Here is a 16,832-nt window from a genome sequence, read left to right as displayed (position 1 = left end):
TGTAAGCCTCCTGACTGTCGATGCATTCCGACTATCTCCGGTAGTGTGCGAATGTGTCAAGACCCGAAGAAGCCCCCGCGGCGCGGCGGCCGGCCGCCGTCCTGTTCGTCAGCGCGGTGCTGGTGCTTGAAGCGCTGGCCCTCCTCGCAGCCGCCGGCTGGTACATCTACAACCTGCTCACCAGTGCTCCGCTGTCCTTGGGCGGAGCCATTTTCACCACCGTGCTGCTGGCGGCGGCCGGTATCTGGCTGCTGGCCGTAGGCCACTTTTTCTTCCGCGGCTACCGGTGGACCCGCGCCGCCGCCCTGGCCTGGCAGCTGTTCATGGTGGTCCTGGCCGTCACCGTGCTCCAGGCCGGACTGCTCCCGGCGGGGCTGCTGATGCTGCTGCCCGCAGCCGCCGTGATGCTGCTGGTCTTCAGCACGCCCGTGCTGAACTACACGGTCCGCCGCGGCGGCGACACCAAGGCCCCCTAGCGCCGGTCCGCTTCAGGGCGGGAGAGCGCGAACTGAGCCTGCACCGCAGCCGAGGGGCTGATCAGCCACCCCCTCCCGGGCAGAGGATCCGGGGAGGTATCGGGGCGAAACCCGAAGAGGTCCTGCTCCAGGGGCCCGGTTCCTGCCAGCAGCGCCCCGAGCGGCCGAACCCGGACGGCCGCGGCCGGCGGAACCCGTGCGGGCAGTCCCGGGCCGGGCGCGGCGGACAGAGCCACCCGTGCCCCCGCCGCGAGGAGGGCCGACAGCTGCTGCAGCTGTGCCGGAGGGAGCCTGTCGGCGTCGTCCGCGATGATCAGGACCTCCTGCCCCGCCTCAGCAGCCGCCGCCGCTGAGGCCGGCGGGTCCGCGGCATCCGCCACCAGGCAGCCGGGCAGGCGCCCGACGGATCTGCGGATGTGCTCCAGCAGGCTGCTGCGTCCGGTGCCCGCCCGTCCCAGGACCAGGAAGGCATCGCCGGCACGCAGCCGGACCATCGCCGGTTCCAGCTCGTCCCCGCTGACACCCACCGGCACCAGCAGGGTCCCGCCGACCTCGCGCGCAGCGACCGGCAGGTCGCTGGCCGCCACCATGCGGGGAAGCGGGTCAACGCGTGCCGGACGTGCGGTACCCGCCGGCAGCGGCGGGGGAGCGGGAAGCGGTACCGCGTCATCCGTCACGGCCAGCTGAGCCACGGCACCGTCCTGATCCCGTCCCGTGCCCGGCCGCGCCCGGCCCGCCCCGGAGCCCGGACGGTCCGGGAACCCGGCGGCCAGCGGAGCCTGTGCGCGCCGCACCACCGGTCCCAGGCAGTAGGCCCGCCCGGGAAGCGGGTCGGTTCCGGGCAGGGGCGGCCAGGACAGCAGGGTCTCCGGCCCGGCGCCGGCGGGCAGGAAGAACCTGTTCGGCAGGAAGCCGAAGAAACGTGACGAGGGCAGCTCCCGGCCGCCGGCAACGGCGAGGACCGTCCGGCCCGAACCGGTTCGGCGGGCAAGATCCGCCAGCAGCTCTTCCGCGTCGGCCCCGCGCAGTCCGCGCAGCGAGGACAGCCAGGCGCCCCAGCCCGATATCAGGAGCGTGGCCTCCAGCCCGGCCAGCCGGCGCAGCACCCGGACCGCGCGGGCCGGATCGTCCGGGCGTACCCGGGCGCCCACCTGCGGCGCCTGTGCAGCCCAGGCGAGGGACCCGTCGCCGTCCAGCAGGTAGGCGGGCCGGCCCGGGAACGCATGCAGATGCCCCGCCAGCAGCGCGCCCAGAGCCCCGTCGGCTCCGCTGCCGGGAAGCCCCAGCAGGGCCACGTGCCCGTCGTCCGGCCGCCAGCGCAGTTCGGCCCTCGCCTGCAGGCGGGGAAGGTCGAGCACGCCCAGGGCCACCTGCCCCGGCTCAGCTGCCACGGCGGCGGGACAGCGCTCCGGAAGCGGCTCGGCCACCGGGCGGCGGGCGGGCGGCAGGGAGAGCGCCGACGCCGCCGACGCCGCGGCCGCCACCAGCTGTTCACCGGCGGGAGCCGTCTCCCCGGGTGCCGGCGGCCTGCTGCCGGCCAGGTATTCCGCAAACGTCGCCACCGAGGACGGCGGGTCGTGCGGAAGCGCGAAGCATCCCGCCTGGAACAGCTCGGGCGGTGTCGCCCCCCGGCGCAGGTACCCCCGCCCCGGGGCCGAAGCGGGTATGCCGGCCGCGCCCGGGACGCCCAGGACATCCCGGGATTCCGCCTCGGACTGGACGCGCAGGCAGACCGCGGCGGAGACGTTGGCCCTGATCTCCGCGGACACGGCGCCCTGGGGGCGCTGGGTCGCCAGGACCAGGTGCAGCCCCAGGGACCGGCCGAGGGAGGCGATCCGCATCAGTTCGCCGAGCGCGTCCGGGACCTCCTCGCTGAGCACGCGGAACTCGTCCACGACCACGACCAGCCGCGGCAGCTCGCCGCCGTGCCCGGCCGCGTTGAAGGCAGGCAGGTCGGGGCAGCCGGCCGCTGCGAAGAGCGCTTCGCGGCGGCGCAGCTCCGCCTGGAGGGAGACGAGGGTACGGGTGGCGTTGCCTACCCCCAGGCTGGTGAGGAACCCGACGGTATGGGGCAGCCCGGCCAGCGGCGCCAGGCCGGCGCCGCCCTTGAAGTCGACGAGCAGGAAATTCACCCGGGCGGGGGAGGAATGCGCCGCCAGCCCTGCGATGAGGGCCCGCAGCAGGTCGGATTTGCCGGCCCCGGTGGTTCCCGCCACCAGCAGGTGCGGGCCGTCGTGGACCAGATCGAGGTCCACCGGCCCCTGCTCACCCACGCCCAGGCGTACGGGCAGGCCGTCGAGCGGTGCGGCCCACGCCTCCTCGAGGGCAGCCTGGTCCGTGCGGTACAGGCTGCCGAGCGGCACCGCCCCGGGCAGGGCGGCCGAGGCCCTGCCGCCGGCGCGGCTGCCGCGGGCGGCGAGGGCCCGGCAGGCCCGGTCGAAGGCCGTGGCCCCCAGCCCGTCTGCCCGCAGGGACAGCCACTGCCGGCCGTCACGGATGCGGGCGCCGTCGGGGCCCAGCTCGACCCTGGCCCCGCGCACCTCCGGCCGGCAATCCAGCACGCAGACGTCGGCGGACACGGGTCCGGGCAGGCCGGCCGCGTCAGGAGGGCATTCCGGCCCCAGGATCAGCACCTGGGGTGCCGTCGTGTCCGGGGCGGGGGCAGTATCCCGTGACGCTGCCGGGGTGCTTCCGGAACCGGGCCGAGGCAGCCGGACCCCCGGGAGGAACCGGGCCGAGGCCGCCGTCTCCGCAGGCAGGCCGAGCGCCGTGACCGCTGCCGGAACGGGGCCGGCCGCCAGCTGGAGCAAAATGCTGCGCAGCAGCGCAGTGACCTCGGCCCGGGCACCACAGACGCCCATACGGCCGGGAGCAAGGTCCAGGACAACGGGGGCATCGGCGATCAGCTGGACCGGCGGCTCCGGCGGGGCAGGGGACAGCGCAACCCGCGCCGGCTGGGCGCCGCGGCCGATCCGCACCCGCGGCCCGGTCGGCGGCAGGCCCGGTGCCGGGCGGGCGCCGTCGGGCCGGAGAGCTCCGCCGGGTGCGGGAGGGCCCTCGGGCAGCTCGGCCCGGGCAGCTTCGGCGAGGCAGCGCAGCACCAGGGCACCCGGCCCGGGCCAGGCCTGCTGCCGGCGCCGCAGGTCCCGGGCCGCCGCGTCCTGCAGCGCGCGTCGGGTACGCCGCCGCTTGAGCCTGCCGTGGACAATTCCCACGACCGCTGTCACAGCGGAAAGGGCGCTGAACACCAGAAAGAGCCAGCTGCCGGTTACCGAGGCGAGGACGACGCCCGCCGCCAGGGCCAGCGTCGCACCGACCAGAACCATGGGCCCGGCGCCGTTGCCGGAGAAGGGAACCACCAGCGGCGTCTCGACGTCGTCCGCAGCGGCCGGTTCGGGAAGGTCGGCGGAGGCCAGCAGCCGGAGCACGGAATCACCCGCCGCAAGGGCGGTTCCGGAGGCCAGCAGCCGGGCGTGCCGGCCGGCGGACCCGGCGGCGGAGCGGGGCCCGCTGACCCGGACGCTGTCCGTGGCCACGGACAGCTCCGCATGTTCCCGGGACACAGCCGGGTCGGCCACCGTCAGCCGGCGGAACCCCGACGGCGCCCGACCGATGCGGTAGCGTCCCCGTACCAGCGGCCACAGATCGCCGGCGGCCGGGCCCTCTTCGACGGCCAGGAACAGCGGGGGCAGCTCCGGCCAACGGCGGACCGGTACCGGTTCCGCAGTCCGGTGCCGGTCCGGGGAGCCGACGATCACCGAACCGGAGACCAGCGGCGGGCGCCCTGGCCGAAGCTCCTCGAGGGGGAGGCCCCCCACGGTGAAGCGTCCCTTTCCCCAACGCCGTGCCAGGGCTGCGGCCACCTCGGCTCCCGAACCTGAGCCGTTGATCACGATGTCCTGCGGACCCGGCAGGCTCCGGGGACCGCCGTCAGGGCCCGCCGGCCACCCGGGAGCGCAGACCAGCGTGGCGTGGATTTCCATGCTCCCCCTCGTCAGCGGCCCGCTTTCCGTCAGGAACAAGGTAGGTGCAGCCCGTGCCGGGGAACAGATGCCGGAGCCTCCTGTGGACAGCGGACGCCCCCGGCCGGATCAGGGCGCGTGCCCGGCCGCAGGTACACTTCAAAACGGGGAAGAACGCGTTCCCGTCGAAAGGTCTCCGTGTCACAGCAACAAACGCAGGCCCTGCCGCAGGCTGAATCCGCGGCAGGAGCCGCCTCGGGCACCCGCTTCCGTCCGGAAGTCCAGGGCCTGCGCGCCCTCGCGGTCCTGATGGTCGTGACCTACCACATCTGGTTCAACCGGGTGTCCGGCGGCGTCGACATCTTCCTGCTGATTTCGGCCTTCCTGCTCAGCCTGTCCTTCATGCGCAAGGTGGAGGCCGGCCGGCCCCTGGAACTGGGGCGGCACTGGCTGCACCGGTTCAAGCGGCTCCTGCCCGCCGTCGTCGTGGTCCTTCTGGGCACTCTCGCCGCAACCGCGCTGGTGGTCCCGCGCTACCGGTGGACCGAGATCCTCAGCCAGGCCTGGTCGTCCCTCCTCTACTACCAGAACTGGGCCCTCGCCGAGCTCAGCGTGGACTACTACGCATCGGACAACAGTGCAGCGAGCCCCCTGCAGCACTTCTGGTCCCTGTCGGTCCAGGGCCAGGTGTTTATCCTGTGGCCGCTGCTCTTCGCCGCCGCCGCGCTGCTGGCGAAATACGGCCGCATACCGTTCCGGCGGGTGGTGCTGGTGCTGTTCGGCTCCGTGTTCGTGGCTTCGCTGGCCTTCTCGGTCGCGGAGACCTATTCGAACCAGTCCTACGCGTACTTCGATACGCGCACCCGGCTCTGGGAGTTCGCTTTCGGCACGCTGCTGGCCCTCGCCCTGCCGTACCTGAAGCTCCCGCGCAGCGTGCGGATTGCGGCCGGATGGCTGGGACTCGCGGCGATGCTCTCGTGCGGCTTCCTGATCGATGTGCAGGGCGCATTCCCCGGCTTCGTGGCCCTCTGGCCCCTGATGGCCGCCGCCCTCGTCATCGCCGCAGGCCAGACCGGCAGCCGCTTCGGAGCGGACCGGCTGCTGTCCTGGCAGCCCCTGATCCGGCTCGGCGACATCTCCTACGCGCTGTACCTGTGGCACTGGCCGATTCTCGTGATCTACCTCATCTGGCGCGGCCGGACGGAGGTGGGCCTGGTCGGCGGCAGCGCCATCATCGCCCTGTCCCTCCTGCTGGCCTGGCTGACCACCAAGCTCGTGGAGAACCCGCTCCGCGCCAGCCGCTGGCTCGAGTCGAGCCGGCGCCGGTCCGCCCTGGTCATCGCCGTCTGCGTCGCGCTGGTCGCAGGACCCGTCGCCCTGTGGCAGGAGGGCCTGCGGCTGCAGGCGGAGCGGCTGGCGGCGGAGGCCGAGCGCAACAACCCCGGAGCCGCCGCACTGCTGCCCGGTTATGAGGACGTGTCCGATCCGGGGGCCGGGATTCTGCCGATGGCCGACCAGGTGTCCGAAGAGTGGCCCGACTTTCCGGTCGGCTGCCGCGACTCGGACAGGCTCGAAATCGAGTGCAATCTCGAGTCGGGAGGTGCCGGGGCGCCCCGGGTCGTTGTGGTCGGGAGTTCACATGCGGAGATCTGGACCACCAATCTGCGCAGCATGGCCCAGGATCGTGGGTGGAACCTGTCCGTGCGGTTGAAGGCGGGATGCCCGCTGACTTTTGAAGACAGCGCTACGCCGGAGTGCCGGGATTTCAATGAGGAGACGGTGGACCGTCTTCTGCGGGACCGTCCCGACCTGGTCCTTACCACCGGAAGCCGCACGGTGCTGGACGGTGCCGAGTACGTTGAGCCCTCCTGGGTCTCGACCGTCTCTGAACTGGCCGATGCCGGTATCGCCGTTGCGGCCGTCCGTGATACCCCCCGGCTGCCCGTGGATGTGCCGGGATGTGTGAGCCAGAGCCCGGAGGATCCGGACAGCTGTGGCGTCGAAGCCTTCCGCACCCTGGCCGCGGGGAACCCTGCGGAGCAGGCCCTTGACCGGCAAGGGCTGATGCACCTCGACTTCACCGATCTGCTCTGCCAGGACGGTTACTGCCCGCCGGTCATCGGCAATGTCCTGGTGTACATTGACCGCGACCACCTGACCCGGACGTATGTGGAATCCATGCGGCCTGTTTTCGAGGAACGCTTCGATTCAGCCCTTCGGCAGAGCGGCGCTGAAGCAGCCGGGCGGCTTGCTGAAGTGCCTGCGCCGTAATAGTCCGATAACCTTGACCGTCGGGCGACTGTGGGTCCCTGCGGCCCAACCGAATCAATCAGGAGAAAATGTGAACGTTGACCTCGTCGTCGTCGGATCGGGCTTCTTTGGCCTGACCGTCGCTGAGCGCGCCGCCAAGGAGCTGGACCTCAAGGTGGCCGTCCTGGACCGCCGGCATCACATCGGTGGAAACGCCTACAGCGAGAAGGAGGCGCAGACCGGAATCGAGGTCCACCGATACGGTGCGCACCTGTTCCACACCTCCAACGAGCGGGTCTGGGAGTACGTCAACCGCTTCACCGACTTCACCAGCTACGTGCACAAGGTGTACACCACGCACAAGGGCGAGGTGTACACCATGCCCATCAACCTGGGCACCATCAACCAGTTCTTCCGCTCCTCCATGGGCCCGGCCGAGGCGCGCGCCCTGATCCAGGAGCAGGCAGGCGAGCTGGCCGGCACGGATCCGGCGAACCTCAATGACAAGGGCATCCAGCTGATCGGCCGGCCCCTGTACGAGGCGTTCATCAAGTACTACACCGGCAAGCAGTGGCAGACCGATCCCAAGGACCTGCCCGCCGAGATCATCTCCCGCCTGCCCGTGCGCTACACCTACGACAACCGGTACTTCAACGACAAGTACGAAGGCCTGCCGGTGGACGGCTACACGGCATGGATCGAACGGATGGCGGACCACCCGAACATCCAGGTGCACCTGAAGACCGACTTCTTCGACGAGGGCCACGAGTTCTCCCGAAGCAAGGTCCTGGGCCAGGTGCCCGTCATCTACACCGGACCGGTGGACCGGTACTTCGACTACGCCGAAGGCGACCTGTCCTGGCGCACCATCGACCTTGACGAAGAGGTCCTGCCCATGGAGGACTTCCAGGGCTGCGCGGTGATGAACTACCCGGATGAGGACGTGCCCTACACGCGCATCCACGAGTTCCGCCACTTCCACCCGGAGCGGGACTACACCAAGGACGCCACGGTCATCATGCGCGAGTACTCCCGGTTCGCGGAGAAGGGCGACGAGCCCTACTACCCGGTCAACACCGGCGAGGACCGCCGTAAGCTGCTGGCCTACCGTGACCTGGCGAAGGGGGAGCAGTCCGTGCTCTTCGGCGGCCGGCTCGGCACCTACAAGTACCTGGACATGCACATGGCGATCGGTTCGGCACTGTCCATGTTCGACAACAAGATCAAGCCCCACTTCACCGGCGGGGCAAAGCTGCAGAGCGGAGGAGTGGACGCGTGAGCAACGCCACTGTGGAACAGGCGGTGTCGGAGGACGGCACGGAGCAGGAATATTCGACCCTGCAGCGGGTCATCCTGCCGTCGCTGAGCCAGCTGGACACCGTTCCCCTGTACATGGATACAGGCAGCGCCATGGGCGTGCAGCTCTCGACCATGAGCGGAGACGCCAAGACGGGCAACGGGGCCGCGGGCGGCGTCATGGCCGCTCCCGGCCGTGAAGTCCATGCCGAGGACTTCCTGTCCCGCCGCTCGACGTCGGTACGGCCGGGCGAGCGCATCTCCTTCGGAACATACTTCAACGCCTTTCCCGCCAGCTACTGGCGCCGCTGGACCCACCTGGAGAGCGTTCGGCTGAGCGTGCGCACCTCCGGCTCCGGTGCGGTCAGCGTCTACAAGTCCAACGCCCGCGGCGCACTCCAGCACGTCGAGACCCAGCGCGTGACCGATGCGACCACCAGCACCTTCGACCTGACGCTGAAGCCCTTCGGCGACGGCGGCTGGTACTGGTTCGACCTGGTGGCCGGCTCCGAGGACTTCGTGCTCGAGGAAGCCGAGTGGCAGGCTCCGGGCGCGCCGGTGACCGCGGGCAGCGTGACGCTGGAGATCACCACGCTGAACAAGACCGCGTTCTGCATGAACAACCTGCGCATCCTGGCCGAACATCCCGAGGCCCACCGGCACGTGCGCGAGATCATCCTGGTGGACCAGGGCACGCAGAAGGTGGCCGACGCCGAAGGCTTCGACGAGGTCTCGGCGATGCTCGGCGGCAAGCTGCGGATCATCAACCAGGACAACCTGGGCGGTTCCGGCGGCTTCGCCCGCGGCATGTACGAAGCCGTGGAAAACGGGTCGGACTACGTCCTCCTGCTCGACGACGACGTCGTGATGGAGCCGGAGAGCATCGTGCGCCTGCTGACCTTCGCGGACCGCTGCAAGACGCCCACCATCGTGGGCGGGCACATGTTCGACCTCTACAACCGCACCGTGCTGCACACCTTCGGCGAGACGGTGAACCCGTACCGCTTCCAGCCGGACCAGCCGCACGCGGAGATGACCCTGGGCCACGACTTCGTGCGCTCCAACCTGCGCCAGACCCCCTGGCTGCACCGCCGGGTGGACGTGGATTACAACGGCTGGTGGATGTGCCTCATCCCGACCGAAGTGATCCGCCAGATCGGGCTGTCCCTGCCGGTATTCATCAAGTGGGACGACGCCGAATACGGCCTGCGCGCCAAGAGCGCCGGCTTCCCGACCGTGTCGCTGCCGGGCTCCGCCGTCTGGCATGTGTCCTGGATCGACAAGGACGACCTGGTCGGCTGGCAGGCCTACTTCCACACCCGGAACCGGATGATCGCCGCCCTGATCCACAGCCCGTACGAACACGGCGGCCGGGTCGTCCGGGAGACCGGCTACATGGACGTCAAGCACCTGATCTCGATGCAGTACTACACCGCCAAGGGCCGCGTCATGGCACTGCGCGACCTCCTGCGCGGTCCGGACCACCTGCATGACCTGCTGCCGACCAAGCTGCCCGAGATCCGCGCCATGGCCAAGGAGTTCCCGGATGCCCAGGTCCAGCCTGAGCCCGAAGCCTTCCCGGCACCGGTGATGCACAAGCCGCCGCGCCGGGGCCAGGGGTTCCGGGCGCCGTCCTACGCGACCCTGATGCCCTGGGCGGCGAAGACCGTGCTGAAGCAGCTGGTCAAGCGCGTTCCGCAGACGAGCCAGGAACATCCGCAGGCCTACATTGCCCACCAGGACAACAAGTGGTGGCGGATGTCCCAGTACGACAGCGCCGTGGTGACCAACGCCGAGGGCACCGGCGCCTCGTGGTACAAGCGGGATCCCCGCCAGGTACGCGAGCTGCTGGCCGAAGCCGTGCAGCTGAACGCGGAGATCCTGCGGAACTGGCAGCGGCTCAGCGAGCAGTACCGCGCTGCCCTGCCGGAGATCACCTCGCTCGAAACCTGGCGCAGGACCTTCGAGAAGCACTCGGAAACGGGCAAGTAGATTGTCTTCCGGTGAACTGACGGTACCGGGACGGGGGCGCGGCCTCGCCGACGTCCTCCGCTCCCGGTACCTGCTCAAGCTCCTGGTCTCCAAGGAGCTCAAGGTCCGCTACCGCGGTTCGGTGCTCGGGCTGCTGTGGTCCTATGTGAAGCCCGGCGTCCAGTTCGTGGTGTTCTACATCGCGCTGGGCGTGTTCCTGGGCCTGGAGCAGAGCGACCGCAATCCCGACGGGCTGCCCAATTACGCGATCTACCTCTTCTCCGGCATCGTGCTCATCAACTTCTTCACCGAAGCACTGAGCAACGCGTCCAGGTCAATCGTCATCAACGGCGGCCTGATCAAAAAGATCTACCTGCCGCGGCAGCTGTTCCCGGTCGCATCCGTCTGGGTCTCCGGAGTGCACTTCGTGCCGCAGATCCTGATCCTGATCGTGGCCTGCCTGTTCACCGGCTGGTCGCCGTCGCTGCTGCAGCTCACGGCCGCCGTCGCCGGTTTCGTGATCGTGGCCATGCTGGCCACCGGCCTGGGCCTGCTCTTCGGCGCCGTCAACGTGTACTTCCGCGACGCCGAGAACCTGGTGGACATGCTGCTGATGATCGCCACCTGGGCCTCTCCGGTGCTGTACTCCTGGACCATGGTGCAGAAACAGCTGGGGGACACCTTCTTCCACCTGTACCAGCTGAACCCGATCACGGTCGGCGTGGAAACCTTCCACTTCGCGTTCTGGCTGCCCACCACCGATGGTGCCGAGGCCATTCCGCCGCATCTTCTCAGCCTCTGGCTCCCGGTGGGGCTGGCCGTCTCGGCCCTGGTCCTGATCCTTGGCCAGACCGTCTTCCGGCGGCTTGAAGGCCGTTTCGCCCAGGAGCTCTGAACCCGTGGCCACAGCCATCGAAGTCAAGAACGTCAGCAAGCAGTTCGTGCTGCGCCACACCCGGTCCATGAAGGAAGCCTTTGTCTGGCTCATCAAGGGACGCAAGGGTGACCTCTCGGAGAAGTTCAAGGCACTCAACGACGTCACCCTGGCCATCGAAGAGGGCGAGACGGTTGCCCTCCTCGGCCTGAACGGGTCCGGAAAGTCGACGCTGCTGAAGCACATTTCCGGGGTGATGCGTCCCGACGCCGGCAGCATCCGTACCCGGGGCCGGGTCGCCGGACTGATCGAAGTCGGAGCCGGCTTCCACCACGACCTGAGCGGACGTGACAACGTCTATCTCAACGGCGCGATCCTGGGCATGACCGAGGACGAGATCAACGAGAAGTTCGACAGCATCGTCGAGTTCTCCGAGATCGGCCAGTTCATCGACACCGAGGTGAAGTTCTACTCCTCGGGCATGTACCTGCGCCTGGCCTTCTCCGTGGCGGTGCATACCGATCCCGAGGTCTTCCTGGTCGATGAGATCCTTGCCGTCGGCGACGAGCCGTTCCAGCGCAAGTGCCTCGACAAGATCAAGGAACTCGCGGGGGAGGGCAAGACCCTGGTGGTCGTCAGCCACGACCTGGACCTGGTGTCGAGGATCTGCAAGCGCGGCGTGCTCCTGGAGCACGGCCGGCTGATCATGGACGGGCCGATCGACGACGTCGTGGCCCGGATGCGCAGTTGAGGCCCCGGCGGGCAGCAACGGTAGGAACCTCGGGAATGTGGAGCAGTGGACAGTAGTTGGATTGAGATTGCTCCGGCCGTGGGCGTTGCGTTCTGCGCGTTGCTCCTGCCCGGTTTCCTGGTCGTCCTGCCGGCGCGGGTGCCTTTCGCGACGGCGATAGGCCTCTCCGGCGCAGTCAGTGCCTCCGTGCTGGCTGTTTCGGCGGTCGTGGCGCCGTATCTGGGTTTGGGCTGGAATGTCGGCACGCTGATCCTGGGTACATTCGTGGCGGCGGTCCTCACGTTCCTCGTCCGGCTGGTCATGGGACGCTTCCTTCCTGCCCGTGCCTCTGCGCAGGCCTGGGCCGAGCGGCGGACGCCCGCCACCGAGCTGACGGCCCTCGCGGCAGCCGCGGTTGCGGGGTGCTTCATCGCCTACCGGTTCGTCCAGATGTTCCAGCAGCCCGGTTTCCTGTCGCAGACCGCGGACAACATCTTCCACCTCAACCTCGTGCGCTTCATGCAGGAGACCGACAACGCCTCGGCGCTTGCCGCAGGAGGCGTGCAGGGGACCGGGCCTGCGTTCTACCCCTCCGTCTGGCACAGCGCGGTCAACCTGGTCGCGGAGAGCGCGCAGGTTTCCATCCCCTACGCGGCGAATGCGGTCAACATCGTCATCGGCGCCGTGGTCTGGCCGCTGGGGGCGGTCTTCCTGACCCGGGTCCTGTTCGGCAGCAGGGCGATCCTCATGTTCGGTGCCGCCGTCAGCGCCTCCGCGTTCAGCGCCTATCCTTATCTGCTGCTGGACTGGGGAGTCCTCTACCCGAACTTCTATGCGATGGCGCTGGTCCTTCCCGCTCTCGCACTGGGCGTGCTGCTGGTCCGGGGGTGGCGGAAGGACCGGTCCGGAGTCGCCGTTCACGGCTGGCTGGTGCTGCTCCTCTGCCCGGGCCTTGCCATAGCGCACCCCAATGCCCTGCTGGTGCTCATGGTGGCGCTGCTCCCGTTGGTGGTGGCAGCCTGGCTCGACTGGGCGAAACCCCTCCTGGCCCGAACGACGCCGGGAGCAGGGAAGCGCGCCTTCCTTGCGGCCGGCGTGGGGGCCGCAGGGGCAGCAGCCTGGCTGGTCGTATGGATTGCGCTCCGTCCGCTGCCGGTTGCCGACTTCGCCAATACCTGGCAGCCGTACGAGAGCACGGCCCAGGCCGTGGGCGAGGTGCTGCTGACCACCCATGCCGCCAAGCCGGCCGCATGGGCGACCGCCGTCCTCGTGGCGGCCGGGGCCGTCGCACTGCTGCGGCTTCGCGAATCGCGCTGGCTGGTGGCGGGGTACGTCCTGATCGGCATACTCTTTGCCTTCGCCGCGGGCGGCGAGAACTCACCGCTGCGCACCTTCCTGACCGGCGGATGGTACGACGACCAGAACCGGCTGGCGGCCGCCGTCGCCGTCCTGGGCGTTCCTCTTGCCGCGAAGGGAGCAGCCGTCCTCGCGGACCTCGCCGCCGGGGCGCTGCGCCGGGTGCGGATCCCCGTGGCGGCGTCCGCCGCCGTAGCCGCCGTGGCCGTGCTGGGGGCCACGTTCCTGGTCAGCCAGGACACAGCCGTCCGTCCCACGGTCCAGAAAGGGATGAAGGCCTACAGCCTGGATCCCCACTCGGACATCATGTCGACGAACGAAGAGGAGCTGTTCGAGCAGATCGAGTCCATTGTTCCGGAGGGGGCAGCGGTCGCAGGCAACCCGTGGGACGGCGCCGCATGGGTGTACCTGGTCTCCGGGAGGACCGCGGTGTTCCCGCATGTGCAGTTCCCCCGCACGCCGGAGCGCGAGCTGATCGCGTCCAAGCTGCGGGACGCCGCATCGGATCCCGAGGTCTGTGAAGCGTTGGACGAACTCAACGTGGAGTACGCGGTCACCAGTGACGAGCTGATCTATCTGCCCGGCAACCCGGCCCATGAGGAGTTTGTCGGCCTGGATGACCTGGACGAGGCTCCCGGATTTGAGCGGGTCGCGCAGGTGGGCGGCGTCGAGCTCTTCCGGATCACGGCCTGCGGGTAGATCCCCAGGCCCTCGGCGCGGCGAAGGATCAGCCCGCCCGGCCGCCGCGCCGTGCGATGGCCAGCCGGTAGACCTCCCGGTACTTTTCCGCGGCGGCCCGGGGGCTGAACTCGTTTTCGGCGCGTCGGCGGACTTCCCTGGACAGGCGCACGCGTTCCGGAGCGTCGAGGGACGCAAAATCCGCCATGGCCCGGGCCAGCGCTCCGGCGTCCCGGGGCGGCACCAAGTGGTTGGGCGCGGCGACGAACCGTCCCGACTGTCCGACGTCGGTGGCTATGACCGGTACGCCGGCCGCGTTGGCTTCAACGCCCACCACCGGGAAGGTCTCCCCGTAAAGGCTGGAGATGATCAGCGCCCCGGCTTCGGCCAGCGCGCCGGAGACATTGTCCGTCGGACCGCGCAGCTGGAGCCGTCCCGCGGCGAGGGCATCGTCCAGCCCGGCGTCCCGCACCGCCTGCAGGGCGTCCGGATTCTCCGCCAGGGCACCGGGGCCGACGCAGACCAGGGTCCACCCGGGGTGATCGCCGAGGAGCGTGCGGAAGGCCTGGAAGAGCACCGGGTGGCCTTTCACCGGGTGCCAGCGGGCCAGCGAGAGGAAGACCTTCGCCCCGGGATCGTAGGCGGTCTCCGCGGGAAGCGGAGCAGTGTTGTCGATGGGTTGGGCAAGGCGCCGGTACCCGTAGCGCCGGCCGAAGTCCAGGCAGGCGTCTCCGGTGGGGACCGCGGCGTCGAACCGGAAGGAAAGCGCCCCCACGGCGCGGGCAATGGCCCGCGTCAAGGGGTGGTCCGCGGAGCTGAAGCCCTGGGTGTGGATGGTGGTGACCTTCGCCGCACCCGGAATGCGCGCGAGCAGGGTGACCAGGTCGGCATGAAACAGATGGGAGTGCACGACGTCGGGTGCGAACTGTGCGGCAGCCCGCTCAAGTGCCCGGACCATGCCCGGCAGGTTGCGGGACGACGGCGGGAAGCCCAGGTAATGGACGCGGTCGAAGGCCTTCTCGAGCCGGGCGCTCATGCTGCCGGGCCGCATCAGGACGACGAGTTCGGCGGTGTCCTCCGTCCGCCGCGCCAGGCCCTGGGTTTCCACCATCGCTTCCGCTCCGCCTATGTCGGCATCGGTCAGGACATAGAGGATCCGCACTGCAACTCCAAGGGTAGGCGGGGGAGGGGCGCCCCCGGTTCTCATGGCAGTTTACCGCCGCAGCGGCCGGCGAAGGCCAACAGCGGCGCGGGGGACGGGTGCGACGGCGCGCACACCCGGACCGGCGCCGGCCGCGGAACCCTATAGGCTTGCCGGGTGAAAATGGTTCTCCTGTTCCACGCTGCAGTGGCCACGCTCGGCGTCCTGGTGCAGGGTGTGGTCCGCTTCGTCTACACCACCTGGATCGGCAACACCTCCGATGTGATTTCGGAGGTTTCGGCGGTGCTGTCGCTGGCGGTCTACTTCTCGTTGTTCTGGCCGGCCGGTGCGGGCGTGGCCTCGACGAGGTTCATTCCCGGCGCTGCTCTGGGCGGTCCGGCCCTCGGCGGGGTCATGCGGCTGCTGAAACGGTCCTTCTGGCTGGCCTCGGCCGCCGGCGTCCTGATTTCCTACCCCATCGGCCTTTACTTCACCGGCAGCCATGCCTCCGCCGCGGCCTCCGCCCTGCTGGTCGTCACGTACGGCGCCTACACGTTTACCCGGGGCACGCTGCTGGGCCATGCCAGGGCCAACCGTGCGGCCGCCTTCGACGTGGTCGCCGCCGGTGTGTCCTTCGGCGTGCTTCTGGCGGTCACCAGCGGCGGCGCGCACTGGGCCCTGCTCCTGCCGCTCAGTGCCGGCTACGCGGTGTTCGCGGTCCTGGCGTGGCCGCGGGAGACCGGGGAGCCGCTGCCGGCCGCGGAGCGGCGGGAGGTGCTCAGCTACACCGGTTACGCGATCTTCGGGCTGGTGGCGGCCGGCGGCCTGCTGCCGGCGGTGATGCTGTTCGTGCAGACCTTCGATGTGAAGGCCAAGGCCGACCTGTTTGCCGCCGCCCTTACCCTTGCCACCCCCGCGAACATGCTGGCCCAGTCCCTGAACCAGGTCCTCGTCCAGTACTTCTCCGGCAAGCCACGCGGCCAGGCAGCCGAGACCCGCCGCCAAGCCGTGGTGCTGTTCTTCCTGAGCGCGGTCGGCTTCGCGGCCATTTTCGGGCTCATGATCGTGCTCGCCCCCTGGCTGATGGACCTGGTCTTCCCGGGCCGGTATGAAGGCGGAACGGCCACGCTCCAGCTGCTGCTCGCGGTGGTGGCGGTCTCCTCGCTCACATCGGTCCCCGGGGCCTATCTGATGGCCACGGGGCGGCAGCGGGCCTTCTCGGTCGCGTCCTTCTGCGCCACCATGGCCGGGATCGCGACCATGGCCCTGCTCTCTCCCGGCCACGGGCTCGGCGGTGCGATCGCCGGCTTCGCCGTCGGAGCTTCCGCCGCCGCGGTATCGGTCACCGTGCTCGCCTACCTGCCCCGCACGCGTGCCGGCCGGCCCGCCGCCCCGGCGGAGCCGCAGGGACGTGTGGAATAATGGCACCCGTGAGTCGAACGTGGATAGTCATACCTGTATACAACGAAGCCTCCGTCGTAGGAGACGTTGTGCGGGGCCTGCTTCCGCGTTTTCCGTACGTGGTGTGCGTCGATGACGGCTCAACGGACGGATCACAGCAGGCGGCCCGGGAGGCGGGCGCCGTCGTCGTCCAGCATCCGATCAACCTCGGACAGGGAGCAGCCCTGCAGACCGGGATCGACTACGCGCTGCAGGATCCCGAGCTCGGCTGCATCGTGACCTTCGACGCCGACGGCCAGCACCGCGTCGAGGACGCGGCGGCGATGGAGGAGCGGGTGCTCTCCGGCGAAGCGGACATCGTGCTCGGATCGCGTTTCCTGGATGACCGGACCAAGCTGAGCCCGGCCAAGAAGGTGGTGCTGCGCACGGCCGCCGTCCAGTCCAGGTGGGCCACCGGCATGAACCTGACCGATGCCCACAACGGGCTGCGGGCCTTCAACCGGCATGTCGCATCCAACATTCACCTGACCCAGAACCGGATGGCGCACGCGTCCGAACTGGTCAACCAGATCGCCGCAATGAAGCCGCGCTGGGTGGAACACCCGGTCGAGATCATCTACACCGATTACTCCAGGTCCAAGGGGCAGTCGCTGCTTAATTCCGTCAACATCCTCGCCGAACTGTTCTTTAGGTAAAC

Annotated in this window: 11 protein-coding genes; 9 read left to right on the top strand and 2 right to left on the bottom strand. The window is 69.5% G+C overall.

Features of this window, described 5'->3' with window-relative positions:
* Positions 1-53 precede the first annotated feature (53 nt).
* The gene (locus AC5RV6_RS00875; RefSeq protein WP_494005401.1) at positions 54-476 is read left to right on the top strand and encodes a hypothetical protein; all 423 of its coding nucleotides are present in this window, start codon (positions 54-56) and stop codon (positions 474-476) included.
* On the opposite strand, the gene AC5RV6_RS00870 is transcribed toward AC5RV6_RS00875, so the two are convergent.
* On the bottom strand, positions 473-4,459 hold the full coding sequence (locus AC5RV6_RS00870; protein WP_494005400.1) for an FtsK/SpoIIIE domain-containing protein: 3,987 nt from the start codon (positions 4,457-4,459) through the stop codon (positions 473-475). The two genes, AC5RV6_RS00875 and AC5RV6_RS00870, sit on opposite strands and share 4 nt — an antisense overlap.
* Positions 4,460-4,636: 177 nt before the next feature.
* On the opposite strand from AC5RV6_RS00870, the gene AC5RV6_RS00865 reads away from it, so the two are divergent.
* The 6 genes from AC5RV6_RS00865 to AC5RV6_RS00840 all read left to right on the top strand — a co-directional run bounded on the left by AC5RV6_RS00865 (position 4,637) and on the right by AC5RV6_RS00840 (position 13,614).
* A complete protein-coding gene (locus AC5RV6_RS00865) occupies positions 4,637-6,709 on the top strand; it encodes an SGNH hydrolase domain-containing protein (RefSeq protein ID WP_494005399.1) in 2,073 nt (690 codons plus the stop codon).
* Positions 6,710-6,779: 70 nt separating this feature from the next.
* Complete coding sequence (gene glf, locus AC5RV6_RS00860; RefSeq protein WP_494005398.1) at positions 6,780-7,967, top strand: UDP-galactopyranose mutase; 1,188 nt, start codon at positions 6,780-6,782, stop codon at positions 7,965-7,967.
* On the top strand, positions 7,964-9,976 hold the full coding sequence (locus AC5RV6_RS00855; protein ID WP_494005397.1) for a glycosyltransferase: 2,013 nt from the start codon (positions 7,964-7,966) through the stop codon (positions 9,974-9,976). The genes glf and AC5RV6_RS00855 overlap by 4 nt, the downstream gene beginning before the upstream one ends.
* 1 nt (position 9,977) lies before the next feature.
* Positions 9,978-10,850: an ABC transporter permease gene (locus AC5RV6_RS00850; protein WP_494005396.1), complete on the top strand. Its 873-nt coding sequence runs from the start codon at positions 9,978-9,980 to the stop codon at positions 10,848-10,850.
* Between the two features lie 4 nt (positions 10,851-10,854).
* Positions 10,855-11,580, top strand: a complete 726-nt coding sequence (locus AC5RV6_RS00845) for an ABC transporter ATP-binding protein (RefSeq protein ID WP_494005395.1) — start codon at positions 10,855-10,857, stop codon at positions 11,578-11,580.
* A gap of 45 nt (positions 11,581-11,625) precedes the next feature.
* Complete coding sequence (locus AC5RV6_RS00840; RefSeq protein WP_494005394.1) at positions 11,626-13,614, top strand: DUF6541 family protein; 1,989 nt, start codon at positions 11,626-11,628, stop codon at positions 13,612-13,614.
* 28 nt (positions 13,615-13,642) lie between these two features.
* On the opposite strand, the gene AC5RV6_RS00835 is transcribed toward AC5RV6_RS00840, so the two are convergent.
* Positions 13,643-14,755, bottom strand: coding sequence for a glycosyltransferase (locus AC5RV6_RS00835; RefSeq protein WP_494005393.1), 1,113 nt, complete (start codon positions 14,753-14,755; stop codon positions 13,643-13,645).
* Positions 14,756-14,911: 156 nt separating this feature from the next.
* Here AC5RV6_RS00835 and AC5RV6_RS00830 point away from each other — a divergent pair, with 156 nt between their 5' ends.
* A complete protein-coding gene (locus AC5RV6_RS00830; protein ID WP_494005392.1) occupies positions 14,912-16,156 on the top strand; it encodes a lipopolysaccharide biosynthesis protein in 1,245 nt (414 codons plus the stop codon).
* Complete coding sequence (locus AC5RV6_RS00825) at positions 16,156-16,830, top strand: glycosyltransferase family 2 protein (protein ID WP_494005391.1); 675 nt, start codon at positions 16,156-16,158, stop codon at positions 16,828-16,830. The genes AC5RV6_RS00830 and AC5RV6_RS00825 overlap by 1 nt, the downstream gene beginning before the upstream one ends.
* Positions 16,831-16,832: the final 2 nt, after the last annotated feature.

The organism is Arthrobacter saudimassiliensis, assembly GCF_059090665.1.
This window is presented reverse-complemented; position numbering and strand designations above follow the sequence as displayed.

Excerpts from the sequence above, each read along its gene's own strand:
- AC5RV6_RS00870 (WP_494005400.1), bottom strand. The coding sequence starts at position 4,459 with ATGGAAATCCACGCCACGCTGGTCTGCGCTCCCGGGTGGCCGGCGGGC.
- AC5RV6_RS00825 (WP_494005391.1), top strand. The coding sequence starts at position 16,156 with ATGGCACCCGTGAGTCGAACGTGGATAGTCATACCTGTATACAACGAA.